The sequence below is a fragment of the Enterobacter cloacae complex sp. IR5450 genome (genome assembly GCF_049238665.1).
Classification (GTDB): Bacteria; Pseudomonadota; Gammaproteobacteria; order Enterobacterales; family Enterobacteriaceae; genus Enterobacter; species Enterobacter hormaechei_C.
On record NZ_JBMKIC010000042.1, the window covers coordinates 1 to 16,873 of the forward strand.

The window sequence follows — 16,873 nt, forward strand, 5'->3', positions numbered from 1 at the left end:
GCGCAACCAGTAGATCACACTTCATCGTGCTTTTCATTTTTCTGGGGAACCCTCAGCCCTGTGGGAGAGGGTCGGGGTGAGGGTATCAGACCGCACTCACCCCCATCATGAATGCCCTTCATCTTCCCTGAACAAACCTCACCGTTAATGTTGATTATTTCTGTTGACGTCATCCCGCTTTTCCGTCATTTTTACATCTGGACGTCTAAACGTATAGAAGTTCACAACACAACAGACAATGACACGCGATTGATAGGGGTAGGGTATGAGCTTTTTTCACGCCAACCAGCGGGAAGCACTGAACCAGAGCCTGGCCGAAGTAAACGGCCAGATTAACGTCTCTTTTGAATTTTTCCCGCCGCGCACCAGTGAAATGGAGCAAACCCTGTGGAGCTCTATCGATCGCCTGAGCAGCCTCAAGCCGAAGTTCGTCTCCGTGACCTACGGCGCCAACTCCGGTGAGCGTGACCGCACGCACAGCATCATTAAGGGCATTAAAGACCGAACCGGTCTGGAAGCGGCGCCGCACCTGACCTGTATCGACGCCACCCGTGATGAACTGCGCGCCATTGCCCAGGACTACTGGAATAACGGCATTCGCCACATTGTGGCCCTGCGCGGCGACCTCCCGCCAGGCAGCGGTAAGCCAGAGATGTTTGCCGCCGATCTGGTCGGCCTGCTGAAAGACGTTGCCGACTTTGATATCTCCGTGGCCGCCTACCCTGAAGTTCACCCGGAAGCCAAAAGTGCCCAGGCGGATCTGCTCAACCTGAAGCGTAAAGTGGAGGCTGGTGCTAACCGTGCGATTACTCAGTTCTTCTTTGACGTTGAAAGCTACCTGCGCTTTCGTGACCGCTGCGTCTCGGCAGGTATTGATGTCGAAATCATCCCTGGTATTCTGCCGGTCTCGAACTTCAAACAGGCGAAGAAATTCGCGGATATGACCAACGTGCGCATTCCGCTGTGGATGTCCAAAATGTATGAAGGGCTGGACGACGACCCGGAAACCCGCAAGCTGGTGGGAGCCAATATCGCGATGGACATGGTGAAGATTTTAAGCCGCGAAGGGGTGAAAGATTTCCATTTCTATACCCTGAATCGCGCGGAAATGAGCTATGCCATTTGCCATACGCTCGGTGTTCGCCCGGCGCTGTAAAGTAAAAAGCCCTCATAAAACGAGGGTTTTTTAATCGAACAGAGAGTTAAAAGGTATTAGCTATCGAATCTGTGGATTAATTCAACTATCTCTTATCGCTAGTGTTGTATATCGTAACGGTAACACTGTAAAGGGAGCATAGCGATGAGCATGTCAGACGAGACCAATAACGCGGCATCCGCCGGCAAATGTCCGTTCCACCAGGGCGGCGTCGATCACAGCGCGGGTGCAGGTACCGGCAGCAAAGATTGGTGGCCTAAACAACTCCGCATCGATCTTCTAAACCAACATTCCAACCGTTCGAACCCGCTGGGTGAAGACTTCGACTACCGCAAAGAATTCAGCAAGCTCGACTATTCCGCCCTTAAGGGCGATCTCAAAGCCCTTTTAACCGACTCACAACCGTGGTGGCCTGCCGACTGGGGAAGCTATGCGGGCCTGTTTATTCGTATGGCCTGGCACGGTGCGGGTACCTATCGCTCCGTTGACGGTCGCGGCGGCGCGGGGCGCGGCCAGCAACGTTTTGCGCCGCTGAACTCCTGGCCTGATAACGTCAGCCTGGATAAGGCTCGCCGTCTGCTGTGGCCAGTTAAGCAAAAATACGGACAAAAAATCTCCTGGGCCGACCTGTTTATCCTCGCGGGTAACGTGGCGCTGGAGAACTCCGGCTTCCGCACTTTTGGTTTCGGTGCCGGGCGTGAAGACGTCTGGGAACCGGATCTGGACGTGAACTGGGGCGATGAAAAAGCCTGGCTGACCCACCGTGACCCGGAAGCGCTGGCGAAGCGCCCGCTTGCGGCCACTGAAATGGGCCTGATTTACGTTAACCCCGAAGGGCCAAACGCCAGCGGTGAACCGCTGTCTGCGGCGGCGGCGATCCGCGCTACCTTTGGCAACATGGGCATGAACGACGAAGAGACCGTCGCGCTGATTGCAGGCGGCCATACGCTCGGTAAAACGCACGGCGCAGGCGAAGCCACGCATGTGGGCACTGACCCGGAAGCGTCACCGATTGAAGCGCAGGGCCTGGGCTGGGCCAGCACGCACGGCACCGGTATTGGCGCTGACGCCATCACCTCCGGGCTGGAAGTTATCTGGTCTCAAACCCCGACCCAGTGGAGCAACTACTTCTTCGAGAACCTGTTCAAATACGAATGGGTGCAGACGCGTAGCCCGGCGGGCGCCATTCAGTTTGAAGCCGTGGATGCGCCGGAAATTATGCCTGACCCGTTTGACCCGTCGAAAAAACGCAAGCCAACCATGCTGGTCACCGACCTGACGCTGCGTTTTGATCCGGAATTCGAGAAAATTTCCCGTCGCTTCCTGAACGATCCGCAGGCCTTCAACGAAGCCTTTGCGCGCGCGTGGTTCAAGCTGACCCACCGCGATATGGGGCCAAAAGCGCGGTACATCGGCCCGGAAGTGCCGAAAGAAGATCTGATTTGGCAGGATCCGCTGCCGCAGCCGGTGTTCCATCCGACGCAGGAAGATATTGAAAGCCTGAAAGCGGAAATCGCGGCCTCTGGTCTCTCCGTGAGCGAGCTGGTTTCCGTGGCCTGGGCGTCGGCATCGACCTTCCGCGGCGGCGACAAGCGTGGCGGCGCTAACGGCGCGCGTCTGGCGCTGGCGCCTCAGCGCGACTGGGATGTGAACGCCGCGGCGGTACGGGCGTTACCGGCTCTGGAAGCTATTCAGCGCACCACTAATAAAGCCTCACTGGCCGATATCATCGTGCTGGCAGGTGTTGTGGGCGTTGAGCAGGCGGCGAAAGCGGCAGGCGTTTACGTCAACGTACCGTTTACCCCAGGCCGCGTAGATGCGCGTCAGGACCAGACGGACATCGAGATGTTTAACCTGCTCGAACCGGTTGCCGACGGTTTCCGCAACTACCGTGCGCAGGTGGATGTGTCCACCACCGAGTCGCTGCTGATCGACAAAGCCCAGCAGCTGACCCTGACCGCGCCGGAACTGACGGTGCTAATCGGCGGTCTGCGCGTACTGGGTGCAAACTTCGATGGCAGCAAGAATGGTGTGTTTACCAACCGCGAGGGCGTGCTGAGCAACGACTTCTTCGTTAATCTGCTGGATATGAACACCCAGTGGAAAGCGACCGATGACTCAAACGAGCTGTTTGCCGGTAGCGATCGCGCCAGCGGGGAAGTGAAATACACCGCCACCCGCGCCGATCTGGTCTTCGGTTCAAACGCCGTCCTGCGTGCGCTGGCCGAAGTTTACGCCAGCAGTGATGCACACGAGAAGTTCGTCCGTGATTTTGTTGCCGCGTGGGCGCGAGTGATGGATTTGGACCGGTTTGACGTGAAGTAACCCATGTGCCGGGTGGCGGCTACGCCTTACCCGGCCTACAAATTAAAGTGCCATGTAGGCCGGGTAAGCGCAGCGCCACCCGGCTTTTTTCGTTACTCCCACTCCTGCAAGAATCGCTGTCCATACTGGTCGGCCACCAGCAGCGCCGCATAGACCTGATCCGGCGTGACGCCGCCAGGCATGTTGTGAATGGTTTCACCTTCGGCGCAGGACGCTTCCGCGATCAGCCGCATTTTGGCCGGAATATCCTCTTTGATGTTCAGCTGCGCCAGGGTGATCGGCAGCCCAACGCTGTGGCAAAGCGCGGCGACGGTCTCAATCTCTTCAACCGGCGCGTTCTCCAGTACCAGCTGTGTCAGTGTGCCGAACGCGACCTTTTCACCATGGTAAAAATGATGCGCATCCGGCACCGCCGTCATGCCGTTGTGAATGGCATGCGCCGCCGCCAGCCCGCCGCTTTCAAAGCCCACCCCGCTGAGATAGGTGTTGGCTTCGATAATGCGTTCCAGCGCCGGTGTGACGACATGCTGCTCTGCCGCCAGCATCGCTTTCTCGCCCTCTTCAACCAGCGTGTTGTAGCACAGCTCTGCCAGCGCTAACGCTGCCTGCGTGCACTTGCCACCCGCCATGGTCGTGGCGCCGCTGCGCGAACAGGCGCGCGCTTCAAACCAGGTTGCCAGTGCATCGCCAATCCCGGCGGCCAGCAGGCGCGCAGGTGCGCCTGCCACCACTTTGGTATCGACAATCACCATGTTCGGGTTGTGCGGCAGCATCAGGTAGCGATCGAACTCACCGCTGTCGGTATAAATCACGGAGAGGGCGCTGCACGGCGCATCGGTGGAGGCAATGGTCGGGGCAATAGCCACCGGCACGTCCATAAAGTGCGCCAGCGCTTTGGCGGTATCCAGCGTTTTTCCGCCGCCGATACCCAGCACCGCCAGGCAGTCGGCGCTGTCGGCCAGCTTTTTCAGGCGATCGATTTCATTTTGCGAACATTCACCACCAAAGGGTGCAATTTCGGCATGGAGTCCGGCTTTTTTAAAACTCTGACGCAGGGTTTCTTCAGCAAAACCCAGCACAAATTTATCGCCCACCACCAGCCAGCGATTCGCCAGCGGCTTTAGGTAGTCGCCGAGGCGAGTAAGAACATCTGCACCCTGGATGTATTTCCCCGGCGATTGAATAATACGGTCCATAACATTTCTCCCTTAGAGGTTGAGGTTACCAAACGCGTTTTTCCAGTTCTGCTCGAACTTCTCTATGGCTGACTCTACCGCTGGCGTGCCGAGCATTTGTTGCGCTACGTCTAAGGGAAGCGTGATTGCCTCACATCCTGCCAACAGGCAATCCAGCGCCTGGCGCGGCGTTTTAAAGCTGGCAGCCAGCACCATGCTCTTTGGCGTATGTTGTTCCAGCAGAGATTGCAGCTCCTGTACCGTGCGAATGCCGTCACCGCCCTGCGCATCGACGCGGTTGACGTACGGCGCAACGTATTTCGCGCCTGCCAGCGCGGCCAGTAAACCCTGAGCGGCGCTGTAAACGGCGGTGCCCAGCGTGGTAATTCCCTCTTTCTTCAGCGCCTTAATCGCGATGAGCCCCTGTGCAGTGACGGGAATTTTTACCACGATGTCCGGCAGGGCATTGTTCAGCCGTTTTGCTTCCGCCACCATTTCTTCGGCATCGCGGCTCATGGTTTGAGCAAACAGCGTGCCCTCCGGCCCGATGGCTTGTTGCAGCCGCGGCAGCACGTCCCAGATGGATTCACGGCTGGCGGCAATGATGCTTGGGTTGGTGGTGACGCCCGCGATGGGGAAGATGCGCGCCAGGCGTTCAACTTCCGCTACGTTGGCGGTATCCAGGTACAGTTCCATCACTCTTCCTCGTTTTACAGTTCTAATTCGTGTTGTAGCAGGGAAGCAATCGCCTCCCCTGAGCTGGCGTTAACCAGCGCATTGCGGAAATCCTCATGCATGATGCGGCGTGCCAGTCGGGAGAAAATACGCATATGCTGATCGCCCGCGGCGTGTTTATTCAGCGTTAGCATGATGATGAATTGTGCTTCTTCATCTCCCCACATGACGGGGGCTTTCAGGCGTGCAACGCTGATGGTGGATTGCTCAATGTGCTCCGATTTGCTGTGCGGGATAGCAAAGCTAAAGCCGAGCCCGGTGGAGAAGACCGCTTCGCGTGCCCACAGATCGGTCTCCAGCTTGCGTGGATAGCGGCAACGTCCTGCGAGCAGCAGGTTATCGGTCATTCCTTTCATGACCTCTTCTTTGCTGTTCCAGTCATTGTCCAGTGAAATGCAGCGAGGTGTAACCAGAGGTGTGTCCTGCTGATTCATGCGGAACTGCGCCAGCAGGTGCTCCACTTCAAGCGAAGTGCGACACGCCATGGCCTGATTCAGCAACTGGCGGCAGGCGCGGCTATCAAGCTGCGCCAGACGCGCTTTGGTTGCCGGGATAGCGGGCGACCCCATGCTCAGCTCGTCCAAACCCAGACCCACCAGCAATGGCAACACCGAGCCTTTTGCACCCAGTTCGCCGCACAGGCCAATCCATTTCCCCTGGCGATGGACGGCTTGTACCGCGTAATCCAGCGCCCTCAGGAAGGCCGGGTTCAGGCTATTGTAATGGCGTGTGACTTTGGCGTTATCGCGATCAACAGCCAGCAGATACTGCGTCAGGTCATTGCTACCGATGCTAAAGAAATCAATCTTTTCGCAACACTGGTCGATAATAAACATCACCGAAGGGACTTCCAGCATGATGCCAAGCGGGATTTTCTCATCAAACGGAATATGCTCAGCGCGGAGCTGTTGTTTCGCTTCGGCAAGTTTCTCTTTCACCCACAGGATCTCTTCCATGGAAGAGATCATCGGGATCATGATCTTCAGGCTGCCGTGAGCAGAGGCGCGCAGGGTCGCCCGAAGCTGGGTGGTGAAAAGCACTGCATACTCTTCGTAAATACGTACGGCGCGGTAACCGAGGAACGGGTTATTTTCGGCCGGGATCTTCAGGTACTCTACCGGCTTATCGCCGCCGATATCCATGGTCCGCACGATGATGCTGCGCCCGTTTGCACTTTCCAGTGCCTGACAGAAAATGTTGTAGAGCTCGTTTTCACCGGGCGCGCTGCTGCGGTCCATATAAAGCATTTCGGTGCGAAACAGGCCAACGCCCTCGGCGCCGTTCTCAAAGGCTGCCTGCGCTTCCACCGCATGGGCGATGTTCGCGGCAATCTCAACCCGCAGGCCGTCGGCGGTTCTGGCTTCCCGGTCCAGCCAGATGCGCTGCTGCTCGCGTAGTGCCTGTTGTACCCGTACTTCCTGTCGGTAGTAGCGCGCCACCGCATCGCTGGCATCGACCACGACGGCACCAGCATTGCCATCAATAAATACGGATTGATTGCGCCACTGCAACAGGCTTTCACCGTCGACGCCCACCAGCGTCGGAATATTAAAGGAACGTGCAAGAATAACCGTGTGCGAGGTTGTTCCACCGCTTTTTAACAGCAGCCCTTTGAGCAGAGTTTTATCCAGTTCCAGGAACTGGCCGGGCGTGAGGTCGTCAGCAAGGCAGACGCTCGGCTGCGTCAGTTGCCCCGGAGACGGGAAACGCGCTTCACCGTAGATATGCTGTAAAAGCTGATAGCAGACGTCGCGAACGTCCAGCACACGCTCCTGCAAATACGTGCTGCTGGAACGAGAGAACGTTTCGCAGAAATGGTTCGCCGTGGCGATGATGGCCTGGGCGCAGCTTAAGCCCCGGTTGACCCCTGACAGGAGGTGCTGGCGCAGCGAGGTATCTGTAGCCAGCGAACGATGGGCTTCAAGAACGGCGCTGGCGGTGCTGTCGCTGTCCAGCGCGCGCAGCTCAATGTTTTTCACCAGCAGGGTGAGACCATTATCCAGTGCTAACTGCTCATCTTCTTCGTCTTTCGCTTCGGGTAAATCTGACAGTGCGTTGAGATCCAGCGAGGCCAGCAAGGTCAACACGCCCTGGGCGCTACCGCTGCAAACGGGCAGGGCGCGGAAAAGTGTTGGGTTAAGGCGCGCGAGGGATTCTGGCAGCGGATCGCGCTCAATATTAATGGCTTCTGCGAGCGGCGCATCACAGTGTGGGAACTCTTCCCGGAGCCATTGTTCCAGTTGCTGATAGGCGTTCTGCTCATCTTCACCTTGGATCACCAGACGACAGGCATCGCCTGCCAGCGTATCGGTGCCAATGACTGCCAGTGCGCTCTTGGCATTCCCTTTACGGTCTGCGCGCAGGTTGTGCCATTCGATTTGCGAGATAAACGTATTGCACAGCGTTTCCACATGACTTGCCGGACGCGCGTGAACACCGTTGGGTAATTCACAGGTAAATTCCACTACGAGAGCCATACACACTCCTGAAATCAATCCTCATTCATTGGGCAACAGCATACGAGTGTGTGGATGACGCGCGCCATGTGACAAATCTGCCAAAAGCTGGACAAATGTAATGTCACGCGGAAAGTGAGATTTGACTCACAGGTTGTGATCCTTTGTCTTATGTGTAACGTCTATCAGAAATGTCGAGGCGGATCGCATTTTTATTTCGACATTACAAAAATCCAGTAAATGGCCTTTTTGTCTCCTGTCCGCCGTCTTCCTGATTGCCTATTGTTTGCCACAACATCTTTATGGTTTTAGGCCAGGAGCGACATATGAAAGAGTTGGTGCATATTCTCAAGAACACGCGGCAGCATCTGATGACCGGGGTGTCGCACATGATCCCGTTTGTGGTCTCGGGCGGCATTCTGCTGGCGGTTTCGGTCATGTTGTATGGCAAAGGCGCGGTGCCCGATGCCGCAACCGATCCCAACCTGAAAAAACTCTTTGATATCGGCGTGGCGGGGTTAACGCTGATGGTGCCATTCCTCGCCGCCTATATCGGCTATTCCATTGCAGAACGCGCCGCGCTGGCTCCCTGTGCAATTGCCGCCTGGGTGGGCAACAGCTTCGGTGCCGGGTTCTTTGGCGCGATTATCGCCGGGATTTTCGGTGGGATTGTCGTTTGGTACCTGAAAAAACTGCCGGTCCCGAAAGTGCTGCGCTCCGTTATGCCAATTTTCATCATCCCGATTATCGGCACGTTTATCACAGCAGGCATCATGATGTGGGGGCTGGGCGAGCCTGTAGGCGCACTGACCACCGGCCTTACCCAGTGGCTGCAAGGAATGCAGCAGGGCAGCATTGTGGTACTCGCCATTATTATCGGTCTCATGCTGGCGTTCGATATGGGCGGCCCGGTCAACAAAGTGGCGTATGCCTTCATGCTGATTTGCGTTGCGCAGGGCGTCTATACCGTCGTTGCAATTGCCGCCGTGGCTATTTGCATACCACCGCTAGGATTAGGCCTGGCGACGCTGATTAATCGCAAGAATTTTACCGGTGAAGAGCGTGAAGCGGGTAAGGCTGCATTAGTGATGGGCTGCGTGGGGGTCACCGAAGGGGCCATTCCATTCGCTGCTGCTGATCCTCTGCGCGTTATTCCCTCCATCATGCTGGGATCCGCATGTGGCGCAGTGACGGCCGCCGTGATGGGCGCACAATGCTATGCCGGTTGGGGCGGGCTCATCGTTCTCCCTGTGGTGGAGGGCAAGCTGGGCTACATCGTGGCGGTTGCCGTGGGGGCTGTGGTGACGGCCATTAGCGTTAACGTGCTGAAGAGTTTTGCCCGCAAGAATGCAAAACAGGTCGAGGAAAAAGAGGACGACCTGGATCTGGATTTCGAAATTAACTGATTGAGGAAAAGAACATGGCCCGAATTATCGCAGTAACAGCATGTCCGTCAGGCGTTGCCCATACCTACATGGCGGCCGAAGCGCTGGAAAGTGCCGCCAAATCTAAAGGTTGGGAAGTGAAGGTTGAAACGCAGGGGTCGATTGGCCTGGAGAACGAACTGGCGGCAGAAGACGTTGCCGCCGCAGATATGGTGATCCTAACCAAAGATATCGGCATTAAATTCGAAGAGCGCTTTGCCGGGAAAACCATTGTACGCGTCAATATCAGCGACGCGGTAAAACGCGCCGACGCCATCATGAACAAAATTGATGCCCACCTGGCGCAAACCGCCTGACGCTCTCCCGCCCTTCGGGGCGGGTTCGTTTTCCGTTACAGGAGTTCCCTCATGACGAATCGTATCCAGCGTTTGAAAGACGCACTTTTTGCCAGTCCACGTGAAATCTCGCTTGAGCGTGCTTTGCTCTATACCGCTAGCCATCAGCAGACGGAGGGCGAGCCGGTTATCCTCAGGCGAGCAAAAGCCACGGCGTACATTCTTGACCATGTGAATATCGCGATTCGTGATGAGGAACTGATTGCCGGAAACCGGACCGTTAAACCGCGCGCGGGCATTATGTCCCCTGAGATGGATCCGTACTGGCTACTTAAGGAGCTGGACCAGTTTTCCACACGTCCGCAGGACCGCTTCGAGATCGGCGAAGCGGATAAGCAGATCTACCGCGACGTGTTGTATCCCTATTGGGAAAAACGGTCGATGAAAGATTTCATCAACAGCCAGATGACGGATGAGGTGAAAGCCGCTGTAGGGACGCAAATTTTCAGCGTCAACCAGACGGACAAAGGGCAGGGGCATATCATTATTGATTATCCGCGCCTGCTGAATAACGGGCTGGGTGCGCTGGTGGAGCAAATGCGAGAATATTGTGCCCGCGATGCTCAGAACACGTTCTATGCCGCCGCGCTGATTCTGCTTGAAGCCTCCCAGCGCCATATTCTGCGCTATGCTGCGCTGGCTGAAACGCTTGCAACCGTCTTTGATGACGCTTCACGGCGTGAAGAGCTACGAAAGATTGCCGAAATCTCGCGTCACAACGCGCAGCATAAGCCGCAAACGTTCTGGCAGGCGTGTCAGCTGTTCTGGTATATGAACGTCATTTTGCAATACGAATCTAACGCCAGCTCGCTTTCTATCGGGCGCTTCGACCAGTATATGCTGCCCTTTTATCAGGCTTCGTTTTCGCAGGGGGACGATCCCGCATTTCTGAAAGAGCTACTGGAATCGCTGTGGGTGAAATGCAATGACGTGGTGCTTTTACGTTCGACGAGTAGCGCACGTTATTTTGCTGGTTTCCCGACGGGTTATACCGCGTTGTTGGGCGGTTTAACGGAGAGCGGTCGTAGCGCAGTGAATGTGCTTTCCTTCCTGTGCCTGGATGCTTACCAGAGCGTTCAGCTTCCTCAACCGAACCTTGGCGTGCGGGTTAACGAACTTATCGACCGTCCTTTTCTGCTTAAAACGGCGGAGACGATCCGCCTGGGCACCGGTATCCCGCAGATTTTCAATGATGAAGTGGTGGTACCCGCTTTCCTGAATCGGGGTGTGTCGCTGGAGGATGCGCGCGACTACGCGGTGGTTGGCTGTGTAGAACTGTCAATTCCGGGTAAAACCTATGGCCTGCACGATATCGCGATGTTTAACCTGCTGAAAGTAATGGAAATCGCGATGCAGGAGAACGAAGGTAATGCTGCGCTGAGTTATGAAGGCTTGCTGGACCATATTCGGGCCAAAATTAACCACTACATTGCGCTGATGGTTGAGGGGAGCAACATTTGCGATATCGGCCATCGAGACTGGGCACCGGTACCGTTGCTCTCTTCATTTATCAGCGATTGCCTTGAATCAGGGAAAGATATTACCGACGGCGGGGCGCGATATAACTTTTCTGGCGTTCAGGGGATCGGGATAGCCAACCTGAGTGATTCACTGCACGCCCTGAAAGGGCTGGTCTTTGAACAGCATCGCTTAAGTTTTGATGAGTTCTTAGCCGTGTTAAAAGCGAACTTTGCCACCCCTGAGGGAGAAAAGGTGCGTGCAAGGTTGATCAATCGCTTCGAAAAATACGGCAATGATATCGATGATGTCGACAATATCAGCGCTGAACTGTTGCGCCATTACTGTAAAGAGGTCGAAAAATACCGGAACCCGCGCGGCGGACAGTTCACGCCAGGCTCTTATTCCGTATCGGCGCACGTGCCGCTGGGGGCAGTGGTGGGAGCTACACCGGATGGCCGCTTTGCCGGAGAGCAACTGGCTGACGGTGGGCTCTCGCCGATGCTTGGGCAAGATATGCAGGGCCCAACGGCGGTACTTAAATCGGTAAGCAAGCTGGATAACTATCTGTTATCTAACGGTACGCTGTTAAACGTTAAATTTACCCCTGCGACGCTGGAAGGCGATGCCGGGCTGCAAAAGCTGGCGGATTTCCTTCGTGCTTTCACCCAGCTTAAGTTGCAGCATATCCAGTTCAACGTGGTGAACGCGGAAACATTGCGTGAAGCGCAACAGCGTCCACAGGATTTTGCCGGGCTGGTGGTGCGCGTTGCTGGCTACAGCGCCTTCTTTGTTGAGTTATCGAAGGAGATCCAGGATGACATTATCCGCCGCACAGCGCATCAGCTGTGACGTGGTTGAAACGCACGCCGAGGTGGCGCGTATTTTCAATATCCAGCGCTACTCATTGAATGACGGTCGCGGCATCCGTACGGTGGTCTTTTTTAAAGGTTGTCCTCATCGCTGTCCGTGGTGTGCGAATCCGGAGTCGATTTCACCGAAAATCGAAACGGTGCGCAGAGAAAGCAAATGTCTTCACTGCGCACCCTGTTTGCGGGACGTCGATGAGTGCCCCTCCGGCGCATTTGAGCCTATTGGGCGGGATGTTACGCTGGAGGAGCTGGTAAGCGAGGTAATGAAAGACGATGTTTTCTTTCGTTCCTCTGGAGGTGGGGTGACGCTCTCGGGTGGCGAAGTGTTGCTGCATGCGCCTTTCGCGACAAAATTTCTACAGGGTTTACGCCGTTTCGGCGTGCATACGGCCATCGAAACGGCAGGCGATGCCCCTTTGTCCCGATTAATGCCGCTGGCTCGCCAGTGTGATGAAGTGTTGTTTGATTTAAAGATCATGGACGCGGATCTGGCCCAATCGATTGTGGCAATGAATCTTCCCAGAGTGCTGGATAATTTCCGCCAGCTGGTGGCTGACGGGATAAACGTGATTCCTCGTGTGCCGCTTATTCCTGGCTATACGCTTAACGAAACGAACATGGCGCGCGTGCTGGCTTTCCTGCTACCTTCAGGAATACGGCAACTGCATTTATTGCCCTTTCATCAGTATGGGGAGCCAAAATACCGTCTGCTGGGACAGGAGTGGGGAATGCGGCAAGCGACCCCTCCGACAGAAGATGAGGTGTCAGCGATGCGTCAACTGGCAGAGCGCGAAGGTTTCAATGTTACCGTGGGAGGCTGAACATGACAGTGATAACGGGACGTCATCTGGTGGCGGTGACCGCGTGTGTCAGTGGCGTCGCACATACCTATATGGCTGCCGAACGTCTGGAAAAGCTCTGCCAGCAGGAGAAGTGGAGCGTTAACATTGAGACGCAGGGAGCGCTGGGTGTTGAGTGCGAGCTTACGGAAGACGACATACGGCGAGCCGATGTCGTATTGCTCATTACCGATATCGAACTGGCGGGCAGCGAACGTTTCGAGCATGCGCGCTACGTGAAGTGCGGTATTAGCGCCTTTTTACGCGACCCACAAAAGGTGATGGGGGCGGTGCGTAAAATGTTAGCCGCTCCGCAGCATACTCAGGTCATTCTGGACTAATGACCTTCCCGGTGAGCTGGCTGTGATACTGGCGACGGTATTCTGACGGCGAACGCTCGGTGTTTTTACGAAACAACCGGCAGAAATAGTTGCTGTCGACAAATCCGCAGGCATGCGCCACCTCTTTCACTTTCAAATCATATCCTTTCAGTAACTGGCGCGCGTGTTCCAGTCGGGTGTGCGTCAGGTACTCATTGAAACCCACTGCGCCCGTTTTCTGGAACAGATGCGACAGGTAGTTTGGGGAGATATAAAACGCCTGCGCGACGGATTCCCGGGTAAGGGGAGTGGCGTAGTGTTCGTCAATATAGACCCGAATTGCTTCAAACAAAGCCTGGCTGCGGGAGGCGGTTTGGATCTGACTACCCAGCAGGTCGACGCAGTGGCTAAGCAGGCTGGCAATAATCAGCCGCGCGGTTTGTTGCTCATGCGGTTGCATCTGCATTTCATGAAGCGTCTGTAAGAGTAGCGATCCAATACGGGGACCGCGGCGGGCAACGTGCTGCTTTGTCAGGTTTCGAACGTCTATACCATTCCAGTGCAAAAGGCTAAACCCAAGCTGCTGTTTGCCAAACAGGATGCTCAGCGTTGTTGCGGGTGCTTGCCATTGTGGATTATTCCAGCCGCCAGCCGGGACGTATAAAACATCACCCTGCTGTAAAACGCAGCCAGCCTGGTCTTTCATCGAACCTTCGATCGCGATCTCCAGACGTGGAAAATCGACCTGCAAGGCAAGTTCGGGGGCGGAGGTAGCGGAGTTTGCAAAATGCACCTGACGCAGCGGCGTTGTGCCGTTGATCAGGTTAGTCAGGATCTGGGTAATGTCGTGGTGCATGGTGTGGATACCAGGGTATTGCCCGGCGGCGCTGGTGCTTGCCGGGCCTACGAAAAGCCTATTTTAGGGCGGGTAAGCGTAAGCGCCACCTGGCAAAACCGATCAACCGGTGTTACGCATACCTGCCGCAACGCCTGCTATCGTTACCATCAGCGCCTGTTCAACGCGTGGATCCGGCTCTTTACCTTCCTCTTCCGCCAGACGCGAACGGTGCAGCAGTTCAGCCTGTAAAACGTTCAGCGGGTCGGTGTAGATGTTACGCAGCTGGATAGACTCGGCGATCCACGGCAGGTCTTCCATCAGGTGGGAGTCATTGGCGATATCCAGCACCACTTTGATGTCGCCTTCCAGCAGTTCGCGCAGCTCTTTGCCCAGCGCCCACAGCTCCGGCTTCACCAGGCGCTGATCGTAGTATTCCGCCAGCCACAGGTCGGCCTTCGAGAAGACCATCTCCAGCATTCCCAGACGGGTAGAGAAGAATGGCCAGTCGCGGCACATGGTTTCCAGTTCGCTCTGCTTACCGTCTTCCACCACTTTTTGCAGCGCCGCACCGGCACCCAGCCAGGCTGGCAGCATTAAGCGGTTTTGCGTCCAGGCGAAGATCCATGGAATGGCGCGCAGGGATTCAACACCGCCGGTCGGACGACGCTTGGCCGGGCGCGAACCCAGCGGCAGTTTACCCAGCTCCTGTTCAGGCGTGGCCGAGCGGAAGTAAGGGACAAAGTCTTTGTTTTCACGCACGTAGCCGCGGTACAGATCGCAGGAGATGTCAGACAGTTCGTCCATAATCCGGCACCAGGATTCTTTTGGCTCCGGCGGCGGCAGCAGGTTGGCTTCGAGGATCGCGCTGGTATAAAGCGACAGGCTGCTGATGGTCACTTCCGGCAGGCCGTACTTGAAGCGGATCATCTCGCCCTGCTCGGTCACGCGCAGGCCGCCTTTCAGGCTTCCTGGTGGTTGAGAGAGCAGCGCCGCGTGTGCAGGCGCACCGCCACGACCAATTGAGCCACCGCGTCCGTGGAACAGGGTCAGCTCGATACCGGCTTTCTCACAGGTTTTGATCAGCGCATCCTGAGCCTGATACTGCGCCCAGGAGGCTGCCATCACCCCCGCATCTTTCGCGGAGTCGGAATAGCCGATCATCACCATCTGTTTGCCCTGAATAAAGCCGCGATACCAGTCGATGTTCAGCAGCTGGGTCATCACGTCGTTAGCGTTGTTCAGGTCGTCGAGAGTCTCAAACAGCGGTGCTACCGGCAGAGCATAGTCAATGCCCGCTTCTTTCAGTAGAAGGTGAACGCCCAGCACGTCGGACGGGGTCTTCGCCATGGAGATCACGTAGGCGGCCACCGATCCTTTCGGCGCATCTACAATCGCTTTACAGGTGTTGAGCACTTCGCGGGTGTCATTGCTTGGCTCCCAGTTGCGCGGCAGCAGCGGGCGCTTGGAGTTCAGCTCGCGGATCAGGAACGCCTGTTTGTCGGCTTCTGACCAGCTTTCGTAGTCGCCAATGCCGAGGTAGCGGGTCAGCTCGCCCAGCGCTTCGGTATGACGGGTACTTTCCTGACGAACGTCGATACGCACCAGCGGCACGCCGAAACACTTCACGCGGCGCAGGGTGTCGAGCAGTTCGCCGTTGGCAATGATGCCCATCCCACAGGCCTGGAGCGATTTATAGCAGGCGTATAGCGGCTCCCAGAGCTGTTCGTTCTGGCTCAGCAGACCTTCCGGCTTCGGCAGGCGCTGGCCTTTCAGGCGCGCTTCCAGCCAGGCCTGAGTGGCCATCAGCTGACCGCGCAGCTTTTTCATCAGGAAGCGGTACGGCTCGCTGGCGCCTTCTTCACCGGCCAGCGCGCGCAGTTCCGGCGTCGCTTCCACCATCGACAGCTCGGAGATCAGCACCTGAATATCTTTCAGGAACAGGTCGGTCGCTTTCCAGCGGCTCAGCAGCAGGACGTGACGGGTGATTTCCGCCGTCACGTTCGGGTTGCCGTCGCGGTCGCCGCCCATCCAGGAGGTGAAGCGAACCGGCACAAAGTCGACCGGCAGGCGATAGCCCAGATTTTCTTCCAGCTGTTCGTTCAGCTCGCGCAGGTAGTTGGGTACCCCTTCCCACAGGCTGTTTTCCACCACCGCAAAGCCCCACTTGGCTTCGTCGACCGGGCTTGGGCGATGCTTACGAATTTCATCGGTGTGCCAGGACTGGGCAATCAGCTGGCGCAGGCGGCGCATAAGCTGGTTACGTTCGTAGTCGGCGATGTCTTTGTTATCCAACTGCTTCAGACAGTTGTTCACTTCCACCATTTTGTGGATCAGCGTACGACGGGTGATTTCGGTTGGGTGTGCGGTCAGCACCAGCTCCAGCGAAAGGGATTCCACCGCTTTTTTGATGGTCGCTTCGTTGAGGTCGGGCTGGTCTTTAAGTTTACGAAGGGTGCGGGCAATGACTTCCGGGTTGCTGGCCGCTTCGCCTTTTGGCGAAATGCTGTGGTATTGCTCAGCGGTGTTGGCCAGGTTCAGGAACTGGCTGAATGCGCGGGCAACGGGCAGCAGCTCGTCGTTCGAGAGGTTCTGCAAGGTGGTGAGCAGCTCCTGGCGACTGGCCTCGTTACCGGCGCGGGAAGATTTGGACAGCTTGCGGATGGTTTCAACGCGGTCGAGGATGTTCTCCCCCAGTGCGTCTTTGATGGTATCTCCAAGCACTTTGCCGAGCATACTGACATTACTACGCAACGCGGAATATTGTTCGTTCATAAAAACCCAGTCACCCCATCATTTTTGTTTATGCCCAGGCGAAAATCTTCTGGACATTATTTTGTCATCTCCCTTTATAAAGCCACGTAAAACCCCCGTCGTCAATTGCTGCGAAAACGGTTCAGCAGACGAATAAATGCGGACAAT

Annotated in this window: 12 protein-coding genes; 7 read left to right on the plus strand and 5 right to left on the minus strand. The window is 56.3% G+C overall.

The features are described from left to right. Positions 1-265: 265 nt before the first annotated feature. Together metF and katG are read left to right on the plus strand one after the other, a co-directional pair. Positions 266-1,156 (plus strand): methylenetetrahydrofolate reductase, encoded by an 891-nt coding sequence (metF, locus tag ACOTYB_RS21945; RefSeq protein WP_003862045.1) that lies wholly within the window; start codon positions 266-268, stop codon positions 1,154-1,156. A gap of 144 nt (positions 1,157-1,300) precedes the next feature. Beyond that, positions 1,301-3,481 (plus strand): catalase/peroxidase HPI, encoded by a 2,181-nt coding sequence (gene katG / locus ACOTYB_RS21950; protein ID WP_003862046.1) that lies wholly within the window; start codon positions 1,301-1,303, stop codon positions 3,479-3,481. A gap of 92 nt (positions 3,482-3,573) precedes the next feature. Here katG and gldA read toward each other — a convergent pair whose 3' ends face one another. The 3 genes from gldA to ptsP are packed head-to-tail and all read right to left on the minus strand — an operon-like array spanning position 3,574 to position 7,868. Next, positions 3,574-4,677 carry a bifunctional L-1,2-propanediol dehydrogenase/glycerol dehydrogenase gene (gene gldA / locus ACOTYB_RS21955; protein ID WP_023315034.1) on the minus strand — a complete coding sequence of 368 codons (1,104 nt, stop codon included), beginning with the start codon at positions 4,675-4,677 and terminating at the stop codon, positions 3,574-3,576. Between the two features lie 12 nt (positions 4,678-4,689). Next, positions 4,690-5,352 (minus strand): fructose-6-phosphate aldolase, encoded by a 663-nt coding sequence (gene fsa, locus ACOTYB_RS21960; RefSeq protein ID WP_220153439.1) that lies wholly within the window; start codon positions 5,350-5,352, stop codon positions 4,690-4,692. Between the two features lie 14 nt (positions 5,353-5,366). After that, a complete protein-coding gene (gene ptsP / locus ACOTYB_RS21965; RefSeq protein WP_409249052.1) occupies positions 5,367-7,868 on the minus strand; it encodes a phosphoenolpyruvate--protein phosphotransferase in 2,502 nt (833 codons plus the stop codon). Between the two features lie 305 nt (positions 7,869-8,173). Here ptsP and ACOTYB_RS21970 point away from each other — a divergent pair, with 305 nt between their 5' ends. From ACOTYB_RS21970 to ACOTYB_RS21990, 5 genes are read left to right on the plus strand one after another with little or no spacing between them, the layout of a single operon-like run. Beyond that, positions 8,174-9,253, plus strand: a complete 1,080-nt coding sequence (locus ACOTYB_RS21970) for a PTS fructose transporter subunit EIIC (protein ID WP_045343481.1) — start codon at positions 8,174-8,176, stop codon at positions 9,251-9,253. A 14-nt stretch (positions 9,254-9,267) separates the two neighbouring features. Continuing rightward, a complete protein-coding gene (locus ACOTYB_RS21975; RefSeq protein WP_220153438.1) occupies positions 9,268-9,588 on the plus strand; it encodes a PTS fructose-like transporter subunit IIB in 321 nt (106 codons plus the stop codon). A gap of 51 nt (positions 9,589-9,639) precedes the next feature. Continuing rightward, positions 9,640-11,937 carry a formate C-acetyltransferase gene (locus tag ACOTYB_RS21980; RefSeq protein WP_220153437.1) on the plus strand — a complete coding sequence of 766 codons (2,298 nt, stop codon included), beginning with the start codon at positions 9,640-9,642 and terminating at the stop codon, positions 11,935-11,937. Beyond that, the gene (locus ACOTYB_RS21985; protein WP_045343484.1) at positions 11,903-12,778 is read left to right on the plus strand and encodes a [formate-C-acetyltransferase]-activating enzyme; all 876 of its coding nucleotides are present in this window, start codon (positions 11,903-11,905) and stop codon (positions 12,776-12,778) included. Before ACOTYB_RS21980 ends, ACOTYB_RS21985 begins: the two co-directional genes overlap by 35 nt. 2 nt (positions 12,779-12,780) lie before the next feature. After that, positions 12,781-13,137 carry a PTS fructose-like transporter subunit IIB gene (locus tag ACOTYB_RS21990; protein ID WP_045343485.1) on the plus strand — a complete coding sequence of 119 codons (357 nt, stop codon included), beginning with the start codon at positions 12,781-12,783 and terminating at the stop codon, positions 13,135-13,137. Here ACOTYB_RS21990 and ACOTYB_RS21995 read toward each other — a convergent pair. Further along, positions 13,124-13,972, minus strand: a complete 849-nt coding sequence (locus tag ACOTYB_RS21995) for a helix-turn-helix transcriptional regulator (RefSeq protein ID WP_045343486.1) — start codon at positions 13,970-13,972, stop codon at positions 13,124-13,126. The two genes, ACOTYB_RS21990 and ACOTYB_RS21995, sit on opposite strands and share 14 nt — an antisense overlap. Before the next feature lie 102 nt (positions 13,973-14,074). Continuing rightward, entirely contained in the window at positions 14,075-16,726 is a 2,652-nt protein-coding gene (gene ppc / locus ACOTYB_RS22000) for a phosphoenolpyruvate carboxylase (protein WP_045343487.1), read from the minus strand. Positions 16,727-16,873: the final 147 nt, after the last annotated feature.